Here is a 17,392-nt window from a genome sequence, read left to right as displayed (position 1 = left end):
CGTATGAAGCAACAAGAGATTCTGGATTTACTCAAAAAAATGACGTTAGAAGAAAAAATCGATCAACTGTTACAATTAGCGGCTGAATTTTATTCAGAAAACGCAGAAGAACGAACAGGTCCAATGGCTGATTTAGGTTTAACCGAGACAACGATTGCCAATGCAGGGACGACACTAGGTGTTTCGGGTGCAGAAGAAGCCATCCGAATCCAAAAAAAATATTTAGAAAAAAATCGGTTGGGTATCCCTACTATTTTGATGGCAGATATCATTCACGGGTTTCGAACGATTTTCCCAATTCCATTAGGTTTAGGGAGTTCATGGGATCTGGATGCTGCTGAAAAGATGGCAGAGATTTCAGCAAAAGAAGCCGCTGTGTCTGGGTTACACGTGACTTTTTCACCAATGGTTGACTTAGTTCGAGATCCTCGCTGGGGTAGAGTGATGGAATCAACTGGAGAAGATTCATTTCTAAATAGTCGTTTTGCCGAACGTTTTGTGAAAGGATACCAAGGAGAGCATTTGAAAGAAGACTTTTTCCGAGTGGCTGCTTGTGTTAAACATTTTGCAGCTTATGGAGCAGCAATTGCTGGCCGTGATTATAACACAGTGAACATGTCGGAACGCCAACTGAGAGAGAGTTATCTTCCTGGGTATCAAGCTGCACTAGAAGCGGGGGCTAAGGTAGTAATGACTTCTTTTAACACCGTGGATGGTATTCCAGCGACAGGGAATAAGTGGTTGTTTAGAGAAATTCTCAGGAAGGAATTTGATTTTCAAGGTGTTGTGATTTCTGATTGGGGAGCGGTCAAGGAACTGATTCCGCACGGCGTAGCAAAAGACGAGAAAGAAGCAGCCAAGCAAGCATTAATAGCTGGAGTAGACATTGAGATGATGACGACTTGCTATAGCAATTATTTAAGCGAGTTGATTGAAGAAGGTCAAGTTCCGGTCGAATTATTAGATGAAGCTGTCGTTCGAATTTTAGAATTGAAAAATGAGTTAGGTTTATTTGAACAACCATTTCGTGGTGCAGATCCAGTAAAAGAAAAAGAAATCGTTCTATCAAATGAACATCGAGCAATCGCATGTGAGATTGCTAAAAAATCAATGGTGTTATTGAAAAATGATGACATCTTACCTTTTAAAAAAGAGGAAACCATCGCTGTTGTTGGTCCAGCTGCTGCTTCTAAGAAAATTTTAGGCGCGTGGTCTTGGCAAGGAAAATCGGAAGAAGCCATTTCACTAGTCGAAGGTGCCACAAGTTTAAGCAATAGATTGTTAATTGGAAACGAAGTATTTGACTATTTAGAACCGACGACTGTGGCGATTCAAGAGGCTTTATTGTTAGCAAAACAAGCAGATAAAGTTGTTATCGCATTAGGCGAACTAGAAGAAATGAGTGGCGAAGCAGCGAGTCGTAGTGATATTCGTTTACCGAGAGCGCAATTAGCCTTTTTCCAACAAGTTTTGCAAGTAAATGACCAAGTTGTTGTCACTTTATATAATGGTCGTCCCTTGGATTTACGAGGAATTGATGCAGCAAAAGGAATCATTGAAGCCTGGTTCCCTGGGACAGAAGGAGGACGAGCTTTAGCAGAAATTCTTTGGGGAAAATATAATCCAAGTGGGCGATTGAGCATGTCTTTTCCTGAAACAGTTGGTCAAGTACCGATTTATTATAACTGTGATAACACTGGTCGTCCATTTGAGACCACACCTGATGAAAAATATGTTTCAAAATATTTAGATGTTTCAAATGAGGCAAAATATCCTTTTGGATTTGGCTTAAGTTATAGCGATTTTCGTTATTCAGAAATTTCTTTAACTAGTGATGAGTTGACACCGACAACAGAGCTCACGGTTTCTGTTGCGATCAAAAACCAATCGGTTTATGCGGGAGAAGAAACGGTCCAGCTCTATATTCGTGATTTAGTTGGTGAAGTTGTTCGACCAGTCAAAGAGTTGAAAGGGTTCAAAAAAGTACGATTGGCACCTTTTGAAGAGAAAACAGTAACTTTTTCGATTGATGAGTCGCTTTTACGATATGTACACAGTAACCAAGAAACGAGCAGTGATGCGGGTGAGTTTGAAGCAATGGTTGGCCCAAACAGCCGAGAAGTTTCATCAGTGCGTTTCAACTTAAAAAAATAGATAGGAAGAATAAATGATGACACAAAAAATGATTGATTTGACAGAAAAAAATATCCGTTTTTCTTTTCTGCCAACAGGTGATTTAGCAGAAATCAAAAGTCATGAGATGATGATCAACCAACTAATGGGGAATTATTTGGATGGTAGTTTGACTCAACTTTATTTAAGAGTTTATCAAGAAGAAACCATTTTATTTACGCCAATGATTGGTTCGAATGCGAATAGTCAGTTTTTCCAAAAAGAGAAGCAATTGACATGGAAAGGTCAATTTGCAGGAGTTAATTATCAAGTGGACTTTCAAGTAGCAAACACTGGTTTGTGGTTTTGGCAAGTCACTTTGCAAGGAACAGGACAACAAGCAGATGTGATTTATGGACAAGATTTAGGGAATGCATTACCGGGAGCAGTTCGTTCGAACGAGGCATATATGTCGCAATACTTGGATCACCACATTACCAAAATTGATGATAAAATCACGATTTCTTCGCGCCAAAATCAAATCCAAGGAGCAGATTATCCTTTAGTTGAAATTGGAAGTTTAACGAATGCTATTGCTTTTTCAACAGACGGTTATCAATTTTTTGGACAGAGTTATAAAGAAACAAACCAGCCAGAAGCATTGACTCAACCATTTTTAGCAAATGAAGTTTATCAATATGAATTTGCTTATGTTGCGTTACAGTCAGAGCGCTTAATCGTGGATCAGGAAAGTCAAAGGATTGTTTTTTACGGTGGGACACTGGAAAATCAAGTGACGGCTGTAACAAAACCAGTTTTTTCAATAGATGAAGTTATCACCGCTTACCATTCGTTAAACTTTGACAACACATTTCCCGCATCTGACGGAAAAGAAGTAACGAAACATCTCGGTGACCCGATTGTTGGTGAAACAATGACCGAAGAAGAAATCTTGACCTATTTTCCTGTAAAAAAACAAGTTGAACAAGAAAACCAGCAATTGTTGTCTTTCTTTACAACCAATTATCATCATGTCGTTACCAAAGCAAAAGAGCGAGCAATGGAGCGGACACATGGGCATATCTTATTAAGTGGTACTGACTTAGATGTTGATCGACCATTATTAAGCACAACTGTATATATGCCAGGAATTTTTAATTCCCAAGTGGTACTGGGGAATACGACAATGAATAAATTGATGAGCAACAGCCGAAATGCTTTAAATGTTATCAAGGAATCTGGTCAAAGAATTTATTTGAAACAGGGAGATGAGTGGCAAATTCTGACAATGCCTTCTTTATTTGAGATGGGGTTGAATTCAGCTACTTGGTACTATAAATTAAATGATGATCTCTTGACTATTACGACCTATACCATAGTTGATGGCCGTGAAGTTCGAACAGAGATCCATAGTCAAAAAGGAAAAAAATATACATTTGCGATTACTAACCAACTGGTAATGGGAGCCGATGAAGCACGACCAACTTACCAGCTGGAGCAGAATAAGCAAGTGGTGACGGTAACAGGAAATGAACAATCAGATACACAACAAACTTACCCTGATCTCGCTTATCGCTTCACTTTGGATCAACCGTTTCAGTTGACAGATGAATCACTGTTCTGTGCCCTTCCAAAAGAGGAACAGAAACTAACTATTTTTCTGATTGAAAATCAAGCAACTGTGACAGTTAAAATCGAGGCAAGTTTGACAGGTGAATTTGAGCCAGCTAAAGTAACAACTCTTTCAGCGCAAGACCTACAATATACAGAAGCAATTGAATCGTTGCTGAATCACTTTGAAATGACGCACGAAACGCAAGCGGTAGATCAAATGAATATCCTCGCACGCTGGTACACTCATAATATGTTAGTCCATTATTTATCTCCACATGGTTTGGAACAATATGGCGGAGCCGCATGGGGCACCAGAGATGTTTCGCAGGGACCAACTGAATTTTTCTTTGCTGTGAATCGACCAGAAGTTGTGGCATCCATTATCAAAAAAGTTTATGCTAACCAATTCTCTGATGATGGAAACTGGCCTCAATGGTTTATGTTTGATCGTTATGAAACACAAAAAGCAGATGAGAGTCATGGGGATGTTATTGTTTGGCCAATGAAAGTTGTCGCAGATTACTTGGATAAAACGAGTGACTGGGATATTCTAACTGAAAATATTCCTTATACTGATCGTAAAACTTTTTTGAAAACAAACGAAACAGCAACATTATTGGAGCACATCAAGAAAGAAATTGACTACATTGAATCCCACTTTTTGCCAGGGACAGCTTTGTCTTGTTACGGTGATGGTGATTGGGATGATACGCTACAACCGTTTGATAATCAATTAAAAAAATCAATGGCAAGCAGCTGGACAGTGGCACTGACTTATCAAGTACTTAACAAGCTGAGTCTGTTACTGAGAGAGGTTGATCAGCCTTATAGTCAGCATTTGAGTGAATTAGTTGCTAAAATAAAACAGGATTATGAAACATATATGTTTACAACAGACACGTTGCCAGGCTTTGTTCGAATGAATTCGCAGAACGAGGTAGAATTGATGATTCATCCAAACGACCAAAAGACGGGCATCCATTATCGTTTGTTGCCAATGACTAGGGGAATGATTGCTGAATTGTTGACACCAGAACAAGCGGAACATCATTTAGCCATTATCAAAAAACATTTACAGTTTCCTGATGGTGTTCGTCTGATGAATCGTCCAGCAGCTTATCAAGGTGGCGTAAGTACCAACTTCAAACGAGCGGAGCAATCTGCTAATTTTGGGAGAGAAATTGGATTGCAATATGTACATGCACACATTCGTTTTACAGAAGCCATGGCGAAATTAGGCAAGGCAGAAGAAACTTGGCATGGGCTTAACATTATTAATCCTATTGGCTTAACGAATCAAGTAAAGCATGCAAAATTACGACAAGCGAATGTCTATTTCAGTAGTTCTGACGGAGATTTCAAAACAAGGTATGAAGCGGAATCAAATTTTGGTAAACTGAAAGATGGAAGTGTGCCAGTAAAAGGTGGTTGGCGTATTTATTCAAGTGGCCCAGGAATTTATTTAGGTCAATTGATTTCAAGTGTTTTGGGCATTCGAGAAACAAGTCAGAGTGTTACCTTCGATCCAGTACTGCCAACTGAGTTGGACCAATTGAGCCTTCATTATCGATTACTAGGAAAACCAGTTACTATTCATTACCATTTAGGTTCAGATGAATCAAAAGTGATACTGAACCAGCAAGAATTACCAATCGAGTATGAAGAGAATCCCTATCGAATCGGGGGACTAAAAGTAGCTAACCAAGCGATTCTAGCACATTTACAAGCAACAAATCGAATTGATATCTATTGTTAGGAGATGAGCAACATGGTAGGAATTAAAGATATCGCAAAAAAAGCAGGAGTGTCCATCTCTACTGTTTCGTACGCTTTGAATGGTAGCCAAAAGGTGACGGAAGAAACGAGAGAAAGAATCAAAGCAATTGCGGATGAATTAAACTACGTTCCTAATATGGCTGCTCGTACATTAAAAAGACAACAAACGAATATTATCGGCGTTTATTTAGCAGATTATGGTGGCAGTTTCTATGGTGAATTATTAGATGGTATCAAAAAAGGCTTAGCTTTTTATGACTATGAGATGATTGTTTGCAGTGGAGAGAAATCTCATTTGTTTATTCCAGAGCGAATGGTTGACGGTGCGATTATTTTAGATTGGACATTTGATTCACAGGAGATTTTACAGTTTGCACAGCGAGGGCATTCAATCGTTGTGTTAGATCGTAAACTTTCTCATGAACACGTTCGGAAAGTCTTGTTAGATAATAAAGGTGGCGCAACGTTGGCAGTCGGTGAAATGGTTGCGAAACAGACGAAATTTGTTCACTTGATTACAGGTTCAACAAAAGCGTATGATAGTCAGCAGCGTTTAGCCGCTAGCACAAAAGAACTACAACGATTTGGTATTGATTATCAAACAATTGAAGGTGATTTTACTGAGCCTTCTGGTTATCAAGCAGCCAAGAAAATCTTAGCTAGCCAACCAAATTTTCCAATTGATATTTTTGCTTTCAATGATGAAATGGCAGTTGGTGTGTATAAATTTTTCAAAGAAACGCAGTATGAAATAGGAAAAGATGTCCGCCTAATTGGATTTGACCATATCGAAATTGGAGAGTTTTTGACACCAACATTAGCAACAATTTCTTATTCTAAACATCGTTGGGGAATGCTGGCAGCAGAAAAAATCATCCAATTGATCCAAGGTGAATCTACGGAAGACGAACATATTTATACGACATTTATCAATGGAAAATCATTTAGCTAAACAGAAATCAAAATAAGCAGAACTTACTTTGAGTCCAAAGATAAGTTCTGCTTATTTTTTGAGAAAAGAAAGGAAAAAATTAGGAGTTTTGGGATGTCCTAAGAATAAGAAATAAACCTTAAAAAAAGCATAAAAAGGGATCATTCAATCGGGTGGTAGGTAAACCCGCTACCTGTAACTTCAGCGACATTACTTGCAATAACGAAGGCAGTGGGGTCAATGTCTTTGATCAATGGTTTGATTCGAGTGAATTCCTGATCCGTTGTGACAATCAGTAAGACTTCTTTAGACTTGCGGTTATAGCCACCTTTTGCTTCTAGTAAAGTCAAACCACGTCCAATCTCTGCACTTAAGCGAACACGTATTTCTTCTAGTGAATCCTCACTCATGATCATAATTGATTTCTTACGATTTAAACCAGTTTCGATATAAGTCATAACAATTGAAGTAATAACAATGGAAAGGATGGCATAAAGAAATTCTTCAAATCCAAAAACAAGTAAGTTTAAAGAAACTACCACAGCATCGGTTAACAGCAAACCAATAGACGTATTCAAGTGGAAATATTTTTTGAAAATCAAAGGAGGGATGGTCGTTCCGCCGCTAGAAGAATTGTTGTTGTATAAAATTGCTACACCTAAGGCAAAAATAGCACTACCAAAAATAACTGATAGTAGGCGATCAGAAGTCACCATTGTTTCTGGGACGATGGCAATGACAAGTGGGAAGACGATGCTACCAAAAAGAACTTTTAAAAATAATTTTTTACCTAAAAAGAGAATGGTAAGCACTAACATGAGACTATTCAAAGCCAGAATAACTAAAGCGCGGTTCATGCCGAAAGCTGATTCAAATAAAATTCCTAGTCCGCTAACACCGCCAGCCGCTACGTGGTGCGGACCTAAAAATAAGTTGATACTTACGCCTAAAATGAATAAAGCAAAAAGAATTTTTATGTAAGTCCAAATAAACTTTTTTGTTTGTTTCATCTATTCACATCCTAAACACAGTTTGTTTTAATCGTTCTTCTAAGTAATTCATTATAACCTAATTTTTGTGTAATGTTAACTACCGTTTATATTTTTTGTTAGGTATGACGAATAATTCTTTCGCTTTGAAAAGCAGTGGGGGTAGTTGAATCAACTTCAAAAAATCACTATACTAAATAGGAAGAAGCATACGGGAGGACAAAAAATGGGTAAAGAGGAAACAAGTGCAGCCGTTATGGATAAAGCAAGAAATGTTTTCAGTAAAATGGCATGGTTGAATAAATTAACAATGGAGAAACGTTTAGAAGGCTACCAACCATCGGAAGTCCACTGTATCGAGTTCATTGGAAAGAATCAGGATTCAAATGTAACTAAGCTTGCTAGTTCATTGTTTATGACAAGAAGTGCGATTAGTAAAATAACTAAAAAATTAGTGATAAAAGGGTATATCGAAAGCTACCAAAAACCTGATAATAAGAAAGAAATTTACTTCAAATTAACAGAAAAGGGACGAGCAGTTTTTGATGTGCACGAGCGAACACATGAAGAATTTCAAAAACGAGATCAAGCAATTTTTGATCAAGTGACGGAACAACAGTATGAAGAATTAGCACGGTTTTTAGTCAAATATGACCAACACCTGAATCAGGAAATCGAAAAATTAGATTTATAAGAAGTAAATTTAGGAGTGAAGATCGTGATTTAAAAAATAGAGCGAATCATTCGCTTTATTTTTTTTTCGCAAAAATTATTGACAAGGACACAAAAAAAGAATAATATTTTGTTGCCTAGGACACAATATAATGTTTTAACAAAGGAGTTTTTATGTTTTCTAATCAACAAAATACAAATGATACACGTAAACAAATCGACCAAAAGGCTTTTCTTTTTGGTTTGATCTCAGTTTTTCTTTCAGGTGTGGGTTTTACGATTGTTTCACCCGTGATTCCATTTTTAATTCAACCTTATATCAGCAATCCAGCTAATCAGGCATTGGTAGTGACAGCATTGACTTCTGTTTATGCTATCTGTGTTTTTCTAGCAGCTCCCGGATTAGGTGCATTAAGTGACCGGTTTGGTCGACGAGTTGTGTTGCTGATTTGTTTGTTAGGTTCATCAATCGGGTACACAGTATTTGGTTTAGGTGGTGCACTTTGGATTTTATTTCTTGGTCGGATAATTGAAGGGTTCACAGGCGGAACGATCGGTACGATTTTTGCCTACTTTTCTGACATTACTCCAACTGAGGAACGAACAAAATATTTTGGTTGGATTAGTGCCGCTACTGGTGTTGGTGTGGTATTCGGACCAACGATTGGTGGCCTACTTGCTCATTTTGGTTATGCAATCCCGATGTTTGCTGGTGCTTTTGTGACATTTCTTAATTTTTTATTTGGGTACTTCTTTATGCCAGAAAGTTTAGCAGAAAAAAATCGCTTAACAACAATTCCTGCTAGTCGACTAAATCCATTTATCCAGTTAAAAAATATTCTTTCTATCAAACAAGTCAGTCGTCTATTGTTCGCGGGTTTTTTACTTTGGATTCCAAACGGTGCGTTTCAAGCGGTATTCTCTCAATTTACGATTGATGCTTTTCATTGGCAACCAACCGTTATTGGTTTAGTTTTTTCAATAATTGGTATCCAAGATATTTTTTCTCAAAGCGTAATCATGCCTCGACTATTAAAATGGCTCACGGACCATCAAATCGTGATCTTAGGAATGGGGGCTGAAATCATTGGTTATCTATTGATTGCCGGTTCGGCAATCTTTCGTCAACCAAGTCTATTCATTATCGGGATGTTTCTTTTTGGTTTTGGCGATTCAATTTTTGGACCATCATTCAATGGTTTATTATCTAAAGCAGTGACACAACAGGAGCAAGGACGCGTGCAGGGTGGAAGTCAAGCAATTCAATCGTTAGCAAGAGTTATCGGCCCGCTGATTGGTGGACAGCTATATGTTTCACTGGGACATTCAGCACCAGCAATTATGGGGATTTTATTGATTTTCTGTGCCATTTTAGTGATGTACCAAACTGTTCAAACAGTAATAGTTAACCATTAATCATTCTGCTAAACAAAAACAGGTGAAGCTCTTCAAAAAATAACTTGAAAGCTTCACCTGTTTTATTGGACAGCTAAGGTACAACGTCCGACTGCGGTTTTTATTTGTTGATCTAAAAAAATTTCTGCCTGCCAAACTTGTAAAGAACGTCCAACTTTATCTGGCGCAGCAATGACAGTTAAAGTACCCGTCTGTGCTTTATTGAGATGATTTACTTGCAGATCCACACCAACAGCAAAATGAGGTTCCTCTAAGTGTTGATTTGCGCCAAGGCTACAAGCAGTTTCAATCAGGACACCATTGATTCCGCCATGCAGATAGCCATAAGGTTGCAAATGAATGGCGTGGATGTCTAAAGCTAAGACAACTTTTTCTGGAGAAAGTTCTAGCGTTTTTATTTGTAAATGTTCCAATAAATTCATAAAAGCATCACTCCATTCTTTTCATAGTATAACAGATTACTAAAAATTCCGTGGATTTTTAACCGTTTTCTTTCGTTCTTGTGTATAATAAAAAAGATGAATTAAAGGAGGAAAATCATGAGAACATGGCAAACAATTAAAGAATATAGTGAAATTTTATTTGAACAATATGGAAAAATCGCGAAGATTACAATCAATCGTCCAGAAGTTCATAATGCGTTCACTCCGAAAACTGTTTTTGAAATGATGGATGCTTTTACAATGAGTCGTGAACGTCAAGACATCGGCGTCATTATTTTAACTGGAGCTGGAGATCAGGCATTTTGTTCAGGTGGTGACCAAAAAGTTCGAGGAAACGGGGGCTACGTCGGTGATGATCAAGTTCCACGTTTAAATGTTCTTGACTTACAACGCTTAATTCGCGTGATTCCTAAACCGGTAATTGCAATGGTTAAAGGTTGGTCGATTGGTGGAGGAAATGTGTTGCAGCTGGTTTGTGATCTAACGATTGCTGCTGATAATGCTAAATTCGGGCAAACTGGTCCGAATGTTGGTAGTTTTGACGGAGGCTATGGCGCTGGCTATTTAGCGCGGGTTGTTGGGCATAAAAAAGCAAAAGAAGTCTGGTTCATGACCAAACAATACACAGCTGAAGAAGCGTTAGCAATGAATTGGATCAATACCGTGGTTCCATTAGCTGATGTGGAAGATGTCACAATTGAGTGGGCAGAAGAAATGTTACAAAAAAGTCCGTTGGCACTACGCATGATTAAAGCTGCTATGAATGCTGATACGGATGGCCTTGCTGGGATTCAACAACTTGCTGGTGACGCAACGTTACTTTATTACACTATGGATGAAGCACAAGAAGGCCGCGATGCCTTTAAAGAAAAACGAGAACCAGATTTTGATCAATTCCCTAAATTCCCATAAACCGCATCCGAGGAGTTGGTTGCAGCAACAAGCACAGCTTCATCCAACTAGACCAGCTTTTTATTTTGAAAATAAAAGTTGGTCTTTTGCTGCATTAAACCAATCTGTCCAAAGATACGCAACTTATTTTTCAGAAAAAATACCTGAAAACGTAAAAAGAGTAGCTCTTTGTAGTCAAAATTCAGTGCAATGCTATTTGACAATTTTGGCTTTGTGGGAGTTAGGTCTTGAAGTTCAGTTCCTAAATGTACATTTAACGTCGGAGGAAATCACATTTCAATTAGCTGATGCTAAAACCTCGTGGCTAATCGCAGAACATGTCCCTATTTCTGTCACTGGTTTTTTACTTGAATTTCCAAGTCCAGGACAATTGCCCGCGGTAGACGAAATTGACTATCATGATTCTGGTTATGATGAGGAAAAAATTGCTTCTATTATGTATACGTCTGGAACGACAGGAAAACCAAAAGGTGTTCCACAAACATTTGCAAACCATCGTGCGAGTGCTTTAGCAACCAAGATGAACATGAAACTTACTGAGTCTGACAGCTGGATTTGTTGCTTGCCATTGTATCATATTAGTGGTTTAGCAATCTTATTGCGTTCATTAGTGTTAGGCATTAGTGTTCGTTTACATACGAATTTTTCTCCAAAAAGAATCCATGAAGAGTTACTAGAAGGACGAAAAATCTGTCTTTCAGTTGTGACAACAATGCTAAAAGACCTTTTACCGCTTGTTCCGGAAAAAGGATATCTTACTGCTCCCAAATTGTTGTTGGGTGGTGGACCAATTGATCGGGACACGCTAAGTCAATGTATAGCCAAAAAATTATTGGTCATCCAGTCTTATGGCATGACGGAAACTTGTTCACAAGTGATTGCTTTATCACCGGAAAAAGCATCAGAAAAATTAGGTTCTGCTGGTGTGCCGTTGATGGGTACCAAATTGAAAATTGAAATGAAATATGACCAACAACCAACTGGAGAAATTTTATTAAAGGGACCGACAATTGCTAGTCACTATTTAAACTATCGTGAGGAAGTATCATGGACGAAAGATGGTTGGTTCCGAACGGGGGATTTAGGCCATCTGGACGAAGAAGGTTTTCTGTATGTGGACAGTCGGATGAGTGAATTGATTATCTCAGGTGGCGAAAACATATACCCAACAGAAATCGAAGCTGTATTGCTTCAGAGTGAGTGGATAAAAGAAGCAGTAGTGGTAGGGCGTAAAGACGACCGCTGGGGACAAAGACCAGTAGCCTATTTAGTAGTGAAAGAAGAGGTTACTTTAACAACTGAGGAATTGACAAGTCTTTTACAACCACTCGCAAGGTTCAAACATCCTAGTGAAATTTTTAGTGTGTCGCGTATTCCAAAAACGGCGAGTGGCAAACCGTTGAAACGACTATTTCTGACAGAAGAAAGAGTGAATTATATTGAAAATCAACTTAAGTAATTGGCAAGATGAAATTTCTTCAACTGATAAAAGCTACTTTAGCTATAGTTATGAATTGCCCTTACAAACATTTGAGCAGTTATTTGCTAAAACAGATCACTATCAGGGTGCGCGCTTTTTTTGGCAAACACCAGACCATAGCTTAGGCTATATTGGATTGGGCGCTGTGAAGCAGTTTTTTGAAGAAGAAACAGACTTTGGAATGATTGAACGATTTAAAAAAGAGTTTTTAAAAAAGTTTTGTTTGGTAAGTGAACGAAAAGAATCGCCTATTTTATTCGGTGCATTTCCGTTTGATCGGAAAGGTGCAAAAGAATTATTTTGGGGAAAGCTCGAAAAAGGTTATTTTGTATTACCTGAAATTTTGTTTACTCAAAGAAAAAATCTCTGCGTAGTCACGTTGACTTGTTATCAAGAAAAAGGTGAATGTAAAAAAGAGTTTTTTAAAAAACTAAAAAAACGCTTTGATTCGTTGGAAAATCAAGTTGTAGAATTACTCAGACATCTTCCTAGAGAATCTTCAAGCATGAGTTTAAATACGAAAGAACGGAATGTTGACGCGTTTGTTTCCTTGGTTTCTGAAAGTGTCGAGGAAATCAAAAAAAAGAATTCAACGCTTAGAAAAGTTGTTTTGGCACGCCAAATGGAAGTTGAGGGAAAGCATATCGCACTCGAAACTATTGTTGCGAATTTGTTGCGTCAACAACCCAACACTTATGTTTTTGCATTGGAAGCGAAACAGCAAACTTTTGTCGGTGCAACACCTGAACGACTCGTTGAAGCAAGTAAAACGATGTTTGCAACAGCTGGCATCGCAGGGTCGATTCCACGAGGGGAAAATCAGTTAGAAGATCAAAAAAATAGCGAAAAACTTTTAAAAGACTCTAAGAATTCGTATGAACATCAAGTGGTAGTAGAACGAATTAAGAAACAGCTAGAAAATTTTACGCAAGGAGAGCTATTCGTTTCAAATAAAAGTCTTTTAAAAAACCGAGATATTCAGCATTTATTTGTGGCTGTTACGGGTGCTAGAAAAGAACAGGTTAGTTTACTAGATGTTGTTCGAGAATTGCATCCAACGCCAGCTTTAGGTGGAGAACCCAAGGTAGATGCTTTACATTGGTTGGCTGAAAAAGAAACTGCCGGACGAGGACTTTATGGCGCACCAATTGGCTGGCTTGACTTAACCGAAGATATCGGTGAGTTTGCAGTGGGGATTCGTTCGGGAGTTTTTAGCGGAAATCAGGGGTTATTATATGCCGGATGTGGAATTGTTGATGATTCCGATCCAGAAGCAGAACGATTAGAAACAATGTTGAAGTTCCAACCAATGATTAGAGGAGTGAAGGGCAATGACGAGTAAACAAGAAACAACGGGGTATCTGTTAGCCTTTATTCAAGGATTGAAAGATGGTGGTTTAACAAAAGTAGTCATTAGTCCGGGTTCACGCTCCACTCCGTTAGCTTTATTACTTTTTCGCGATCCTGAAATTGCATGCTACATTGATGTTGATGAACGTTCTGCAGGCTTTTTTGCCTTAGGCTTGGCAAAAGGAGCGGCAAAAGAATTGGTTGGGCTACTATGTACATCTGGAACAGCAGCAGCAAACTATTATCCAGCAATTTGTGAAGCTAAAGAGACCAATCATTCGCTGGTTGTTTTAACAGCAGATCGCCCACCAGAGCTACGTGAAGTGGGGGCACCTCAGACGATGAATCAACAAGAACTGTATCGATCACATGTGAAAAAATTTGTGGAGTTAGCGGTCCCGGAAGGTTCGGAATCAATGCAACGTTATAGTTACTGGCAAGGTATTCAGCTAGGGTATACTGCACAGCAAACACCAGTAGGACCAGTACATGCTAATTTACCTTTTCGTGAGCCGTTGTTGCCAGATTTAGACTTTCAGTTAGAACGATCTTTTAAAAGTGAGAAACTGACGAAATCTGAAACAGTGGACCAATCGGTACCTGAACTTGCAAAATGGGTCGAAAAAAATGGATTATTGATTGTTGGAAATGAAGTGAGTGTAAAAGAAGCACAAATGTTAATCCAGCTTGCTGAGGGATTAGGTTGGCCAATCATTGGTGATCCGTTAACTAATTTAGCAACCTGTGGTAGACAAAGCGAGAACTACTTGAAGCATGCTGAGTTGATTTTTGCTAGCAACAAGGTGAAACAGCCAGAAGTAGTGATTCGTTTTGGTCGGTTACCAGTTACGAAAAATGTCTTGCTATATTTGCAAAAACTAGCTATTGAGACGACGACTTTCGTTTTAGTCGATGAGCAAGAACAGTGGCAAGACCTATTACACGTGACTAATTACTTTTTACCTTTCACAATTTCCGCTTTTTGCCAATCGGCTCTAGCTATGACTTCATTGGAAAAACAGAAGGATTCCAGTTGGCTAAAAGGTTGGAAGCAAGCTGAAAAAATAGCCCAAGTCGTACTTCAAAAAGAGGAATTGATTCAAGGATTCAATGAAAGCAGTGCCAGTTTGAAGCTGAGTGAACTACTTCAATCCAATGAACAACTTTTTTTATCCAATAGTAATGCTATTCGTTTCGTCGATCGCTACGCAATGAGTAGCACAACTTCTTATTCAGTATTTGGTAATCGTGGAATCAATGGGATTGATGGAATTGTGTCAACGGCAGCCGGAATTTCAGCTGCTACAACGCAACGGACTTATTTATTGATTGGTGACTTGGCACTTTTTCATGATATGAATGGATTACAGATGATCCGTTCACTGCGGTTGCCAGTCACGATTGTCTTACTCAATAATAATGGTGGTGGAATCTTTTCTTTTTTACCACAAAAACAACTAGATAAAACAGATTTCACTCCGTTATTTGAAACACCACTTTCATTAGATTTTGACAAAGTAGCTGACTTGTACGATGGACAATATGTCAAACCAACTTCCTTAGCTGAGTTTGAATGTGCAATTGAGAAAAGCCGGGTTACTGATAGTTGGACATTGATTGAAGTCGCTGGAAATCAAGATGAACCGGTGCACCTTTGGCAAGAAATAATAGCTGAATACCAAGAAAAAATCGGTGAAATAAATGAATAAAACTATTCGTGGAGTAAATTATGCTTATAGCTGGCAACAAAAATATGATCCTTCAAAGGCGACAGTCGTTTGTTTACATGGTTTCACTGGAACAAAGCAAACGTTTCGGTTGCTTCGAGATCCGGCATATAATTTTCTGTTCATTGATTTGCTTGGGCATGGAGAGTCAAGTGTTTTTGTACATCCGTGGCGTTATCAACTGCCTGAAATAGTGAAGGACCTTAATCAGTTGATACAGGAGTTAGAGATTAAACAATGGTATGTTTTAGGCTATTCTATGGGGGCGAGAGTCGCATTAGTTTGGGCAATCGAGCAACCAAATAATCTTTGCGGCGTAATTTTAGAAGCGGGGACTCCGGGAATAATCAACGAAGGAGAAAGAAAAAAACGAAAAGAGGCAGACCAAAAATTAGCGTTACGATTATGGCGCGGGGCCCTCGTTGATTTTGTGGATTTTTGGCAAAATATTCCATTGTTTTCTAGTCAAAAAAAGTTACCAAAAAAAATACAAAAAAAGATTCGAAATGAGCGATTGAGTCAGAATAAATTTGGTTTGGCAATGAGTTTGTGGTTGATGGGGACAGGTGTGCAAAAAAATTATTGGTCGGAATTGGCGACTCTGAAGCAGCCAGTTCTATATGTGGTTGGGGAGCAAGATCCAAAATTTCTGGCTATCGGAAATAGGCTATGTCAACAGCTTCCACATTCGACATTGGTAGTTGTTCCAGATAGCGGTCACTGCGTGCACCTCGAACAGCCACAAGCTTTTGCAAGCAAGTTATCTCAGTGGTTAGAAGAAAGAAAAATGCAAGGTTAGTGAGGAACATGTGATGAAAATTACGAAGATCGAGCGATATCAACTATGTCTCCCCTTAATTACTCCTTTTCAAACAAGTTACGGTGTACTTGAAGCAAAACCGTTAGACCTTTTGATTTTAGAAGATGAGTTAGGCAATCGAGGATACGGAGAGTTGGTTTCTTTTGAACAACCCGATTACATCGAAGAAACGATTGGTGCGGATCGACAGCTTATTGAAGAACAATTAGTGCCACGTCTATTTCAATCTGATTTGCAAAAGGCGGGAGATGTTTGGTCCTTGTTTCAAACTATTCAAGGAAATTTCATGGCAAAATCAGCATTAGAAACGGCTGTTTGGGACCTATTTGCAAAACGTGAACAGCGAAGTTTACAAAGTTATTTTGGTAGTCACAAGTCAACGCTTCCGGTTGGTGTCAGTGTTGGGATTCATGCGACGACAGAAGAGTTGATTGCACAAGTGTCAAGTTATCTTAAACAAGGATATCAGCGCATCAAAGTAAAAATCAAACCGGGGTATGACATCGTACCGCTAAGTGCTATTCGTGAGAATTTCCCAGATGTTACACTGATGGCAGACGCAAATTCAGCGTATACATTAGCTGATTTAGAGTTGTTTAAACAATTAGATCAATTAAATTTAGCGATGATTGAGCAACCTTTTCATCAAAGAGATTTTGTCGATCATGCCCGATTGCAGCAACAACTTCAGACAAAAATTTGTTTAGATGAAAATATTCGGACAGTAGAGGATGTAAAAACCGCCTATGCATTAGGAAGTTGTCGAGCAATTAATTTAAAGATTCCACGCGTGGGAGGCATCACGGAAGCTTTACGAATTGTTGATTTTTGTCAAACGCATCAATTGCTCGTTTGGCTTGGAGGAATGTTTGAGTCTGGCATTGGCAGAGCATTGAATTTACAGTTTGCTAGTCAAACTAGCTTTACTTTTCCCGGTGATATTTCCGCCGCCAATCGTTATTACGCTAAGGACATCATTAAGGAACCAGCAAAAATGGAAAAAGGAAGGATTGCTGTTCCTCAAGGCGTTGGTTTAGGAATTGAGATAGATTGGCGTGCAATCGAAGAGGTTTGTGAACAGAAACAAACGTATTCATTCCATTATTCAATCAAACAATAAAAAGCATGCACGAAAACTAAGAGCTGTTTT

13 protein-coding genes are annotated in these 17,392 nt (G+C 38.6%); 11 read left to right on the top strand and 2 right to left on the bottom strand.

Annotation, left to right across the window (positions count from 1 at the left end):
- Positions 1-3: 3 nt before the first annotated feature.
- From bglX to AC4BD1_RS06690, 3 genes are read left to right on the top strand one after another with little or no spacing between them, the layout of a single operon-like run.
- Positions 4-2,154 (top strand): beta-glucosidase BglX, encoded by a 2,151-nt coding sequence (gene bglX / locus AC4BD1_RS06700; protein ID WP_490485363.1) that lies wholly within the window; start codon positions 4-6, stop codon positions 2,152-2,154.
- Between the two features lie 16 nt (positions 2,155-2,170).
- Complete coding sequence (locus tag AC4BD1_RS06695; RefSeq protein WP_490486023.1) at positions 2,171-5,482, top strand: GH36-type glycosyl hydrolase domain-containing protein; 3,312 nt, start codon at positions 2,171-2,173, stop codon at positions 5,480-5,482.
- A 12-nt stretch (positions 5,483-5,494) separates the two neighbouring features.
- Positions 5,495-6,454 (top strand): LacI family DNA-binding transcriptional regulator, encoded by a 960-nt coding sequence (locus tag AC4BD1_RS06690; RefSeq protein ID WP_206908079.1) that lies wholly within the window; start codon positions 5,495-5,497, stop codon positions 6,452-6,454.
- A 140-nt stretch (positions 6,455-6,594) separates the two neighbouring features.
- Here AC4BD1_RS06690 and AC4BD1_RS06685 read toward each other — a convergent pair whose 3' ends face one another.
- Complete coding sequence (locus tag AC4BD1_RS06685) at positions 6,595-7,443, bottom strand: YitT family protein (RefSeq protein ID WP_490485362.1); 849 nt, start codon at positions 7,441-7,443, stop codon at positions 6,595-6,597.
- Positions 7,444-7,648: 205 nt separating this feature from the next.
- Between AC4BD1_RS06685 and AC4BD1_RS06680 the strand changes: the two genes are divergently transcribed.
- Both AC4BD1_RS06680 and AC4BD1_RS06675 read left to right on the top strand, forming a co-directional pair.
- A complete protein-coding gene (locus tag AC4BD1_RS06680) occupies positions 7,649-8,116 on the top strand; it encodes a MarR family winged helix-turn-helix transcriptional regulator (protein ID WP_490485361.1) in 468 nt (155 codons plus the stop codon).
- Positions 8,117-8,268: 152 nt separating this feature from the next.
- On the top strand, positions 8,269-9,510 hold the full coding sequence (locus tag AC4BD1_RS06675) for an MFS transporter (protein ID WP_490485360.1): 1,242 nt from the start codon (positions 8,269-8,271) through the stop codon (positions 9,508-9,510).
- A 62-nt stretch (positions 9,511-9,572) separates the two neighbouring features.
- Here AC4BD1_RS06675 and AC4BD1_RS06670 read toward each other — a convergent pair whose 3' ends face one another.
- A complete protein-coding gene (locus tag AC4BD1_RS06670) occupies positions 9,573-9,932 on the bottom strand; it encodes a PaaI family thioesterase (RefSeq protein WP_206908064.1) in 360 nt (119 codons plus the stop codon).
- 117 nt (positions 9,933-10,049) lie between these two features.
- On the opposite strand from AC4BD1_RS06670, the gene menB reads away from it, so the two are divergent.
- From menB to menC, 6 genes are read left to right on the top strand one after another with little or no spacing between them, the layout of a single operon-like run.
- Positions 10,050-10,865, top strand: a complete 816-nt coding sequence (gene menB, locus AC4BD1_RS06665; RefSeq protein WP_490485359.1) for a 1,4-dihydroxy-2-naphthoyl-CoA synthase — start codon at positions 10,050-10,052, stop codon at positions 10,863-10,865.
- Positions 10,810-12,324, top strand: coding sequence for an o-succinylbenzoate--CoA ligase (gene menE / locus AC4BD1_RS06660; RefSeq protein ID WP_490485358.1), 1,515 nt, complete (start codon positions 10,810-10,812; stop codon positions 12,322-12,324). The genes menB and menE overlap by 56 nt, the downstream gene beginning before the upstream one ends.
- Positions 12,305-13,687, top strand: coding sequence for an isochorismate synthase (locus tag AC4BD1_RS06655; protein WP_490485357.1), 1,383 nt, complete (start codon positions 12,305-12,307; stop codon positions 13,685-13,687). The genes menE and AC4BD1_RS06655 overlap by 20 nt, the downstream gene beginning before the upstream one ends.
- Positions 13,677-15,404, top strand: coding sequence for a 2-succinyl-5-enolpyruvyl-6-hydroxy-3-cyclohexene-1-carboxylic-acid synthase (menD, locus tag AC4BD1_RS06650; RefSeq protein ID WP_490485356.1), 1,728 nt, complete (start codon positions 13,677-13,679; stop codon positions 15,402-15,404). Before AC4BD1_RS06655 ends, menD begins: the two co-directional genes overlap by 11 nt.
- Positions 15,397-16,221, top strand: a complete 825-nt coding sequence (gene menH / locus AC4BD1_RS06645; RefSeq protein WP_490485355.1) for a 2-succinyl-6-hydroxy-2,4-cyclohexadiene-1-carboxylate synthase — start codon at positions 15,397-15,399, stop codon at positions 16,219-16,221. The genes menD and menH overlap by 8 nt, the downstream gene beginning before the upstream one ends.
- A 13-nt stretch (positions 16,222-16,234) precedes the next feature.
- On the top strand, positions 16,235-17,362 hold the full coding sequence (gene menC / locus AC4BD1_RS06640; protein WP_490485354.1) for an o-succinylbenzoate synthase: 1,128 nt from the start codon (positions 16,235-16,237) through the stop codon (positions 17,360-17,362).
- Positions 17,363-17,392: the final 30 nt, after the last annotated feature.

The organism is Enterococcus sp. DJ147D b (genome assembly GCF_058216655.1).
Note: the sequence above shows the minus strand (reverse complement) of the source record. Positions and strands in the feature narration are given on the sequence as shown.

Excerpts from the sequence above, each read along its gene's own strand:
- bglX (WP_490485363.1), top strand. The coding sequence starts at position 4 with ATGAAGCAACAAGAGATTCTGGATTTACTCAAAAAAATGACGTTAGAA.
- AC4BD1_RS06695 (WP_490486023.1), top strand. The coding sequence starts at position 2,171 with ATGACACAAAAAATGATTGATTTGACAGAAAAAAATATCCGTTTTTCT.
- AC4BD1_RS06690 (WP_206908079.1), top strand. The coding sequence starts at position 5,495 with ATGGTAGGAATTAAAGATATCGCAAAAAAAGCAGGAGTGTCCATCTCT.
- AC4BD1_RS06685 (WP_490485362.1), bottom strand. The coding sequence starts at position 7,443 with ATGAAACAAACAAAAAAGTTTATTTGGACTTACATAAAAATTCTTTTT.
- AC4BD1_RS06680 (WP_490485361.1), top strand. The coding sequence starts at position 7,649 with ATGGGTAAAGAGGAAACAAGTGCAGCCGTTATGGATAAAGCAAGAAAT.
- AC4BD1_RS06675 (WP_490485360.1), top strand. The coding sequence starts at position 8,269 with ATGTTTTCTAATCAACAAAATACAAATGATACACGTAAACAAATCGAC.
- AC4BD1_RS06670 (WP_206908064.1), bottom strand. The coding sequence starts at position 9,932 with ATGAATTTATTGGAACATTTACAAATAAAAACGCTAGAACTTTCTCCA.
- menB (WP_490485359.1), top strand. The coding sequence starts at position 10,050 with ATGAGAACATGGCAAACAATTAAAGAATATAGTGAAATTTTATTTGAA.
- menE (WP_490485358.1), top strand. The coding sequence starts at position 10,810 with ATGCCTTTAAAGAAAAACGAGAACCAGATTTTGATCAATTCCCTAAAT.
- menD (WP_490485356.1), top strand. The coding sequence starts at position 13,677 with ATGACGAGTAAACAAGAAACAACGGGGTATCTGTTAGCCTTTATTCAA.
- menH (WP_490485355.1), top strand. The coding sequence starts at position 15,397 with ATGAATAAAACTATTCGTGGAGTAAATTATGCTTATAGCTGGCAACAA.
- menC (WP_490485354.1), top strand. The coding sequence starts at position 16,235 with ATGAAAATTACGAAGATCGAGCGATATCAACTATGTCTCCCCTTAATT.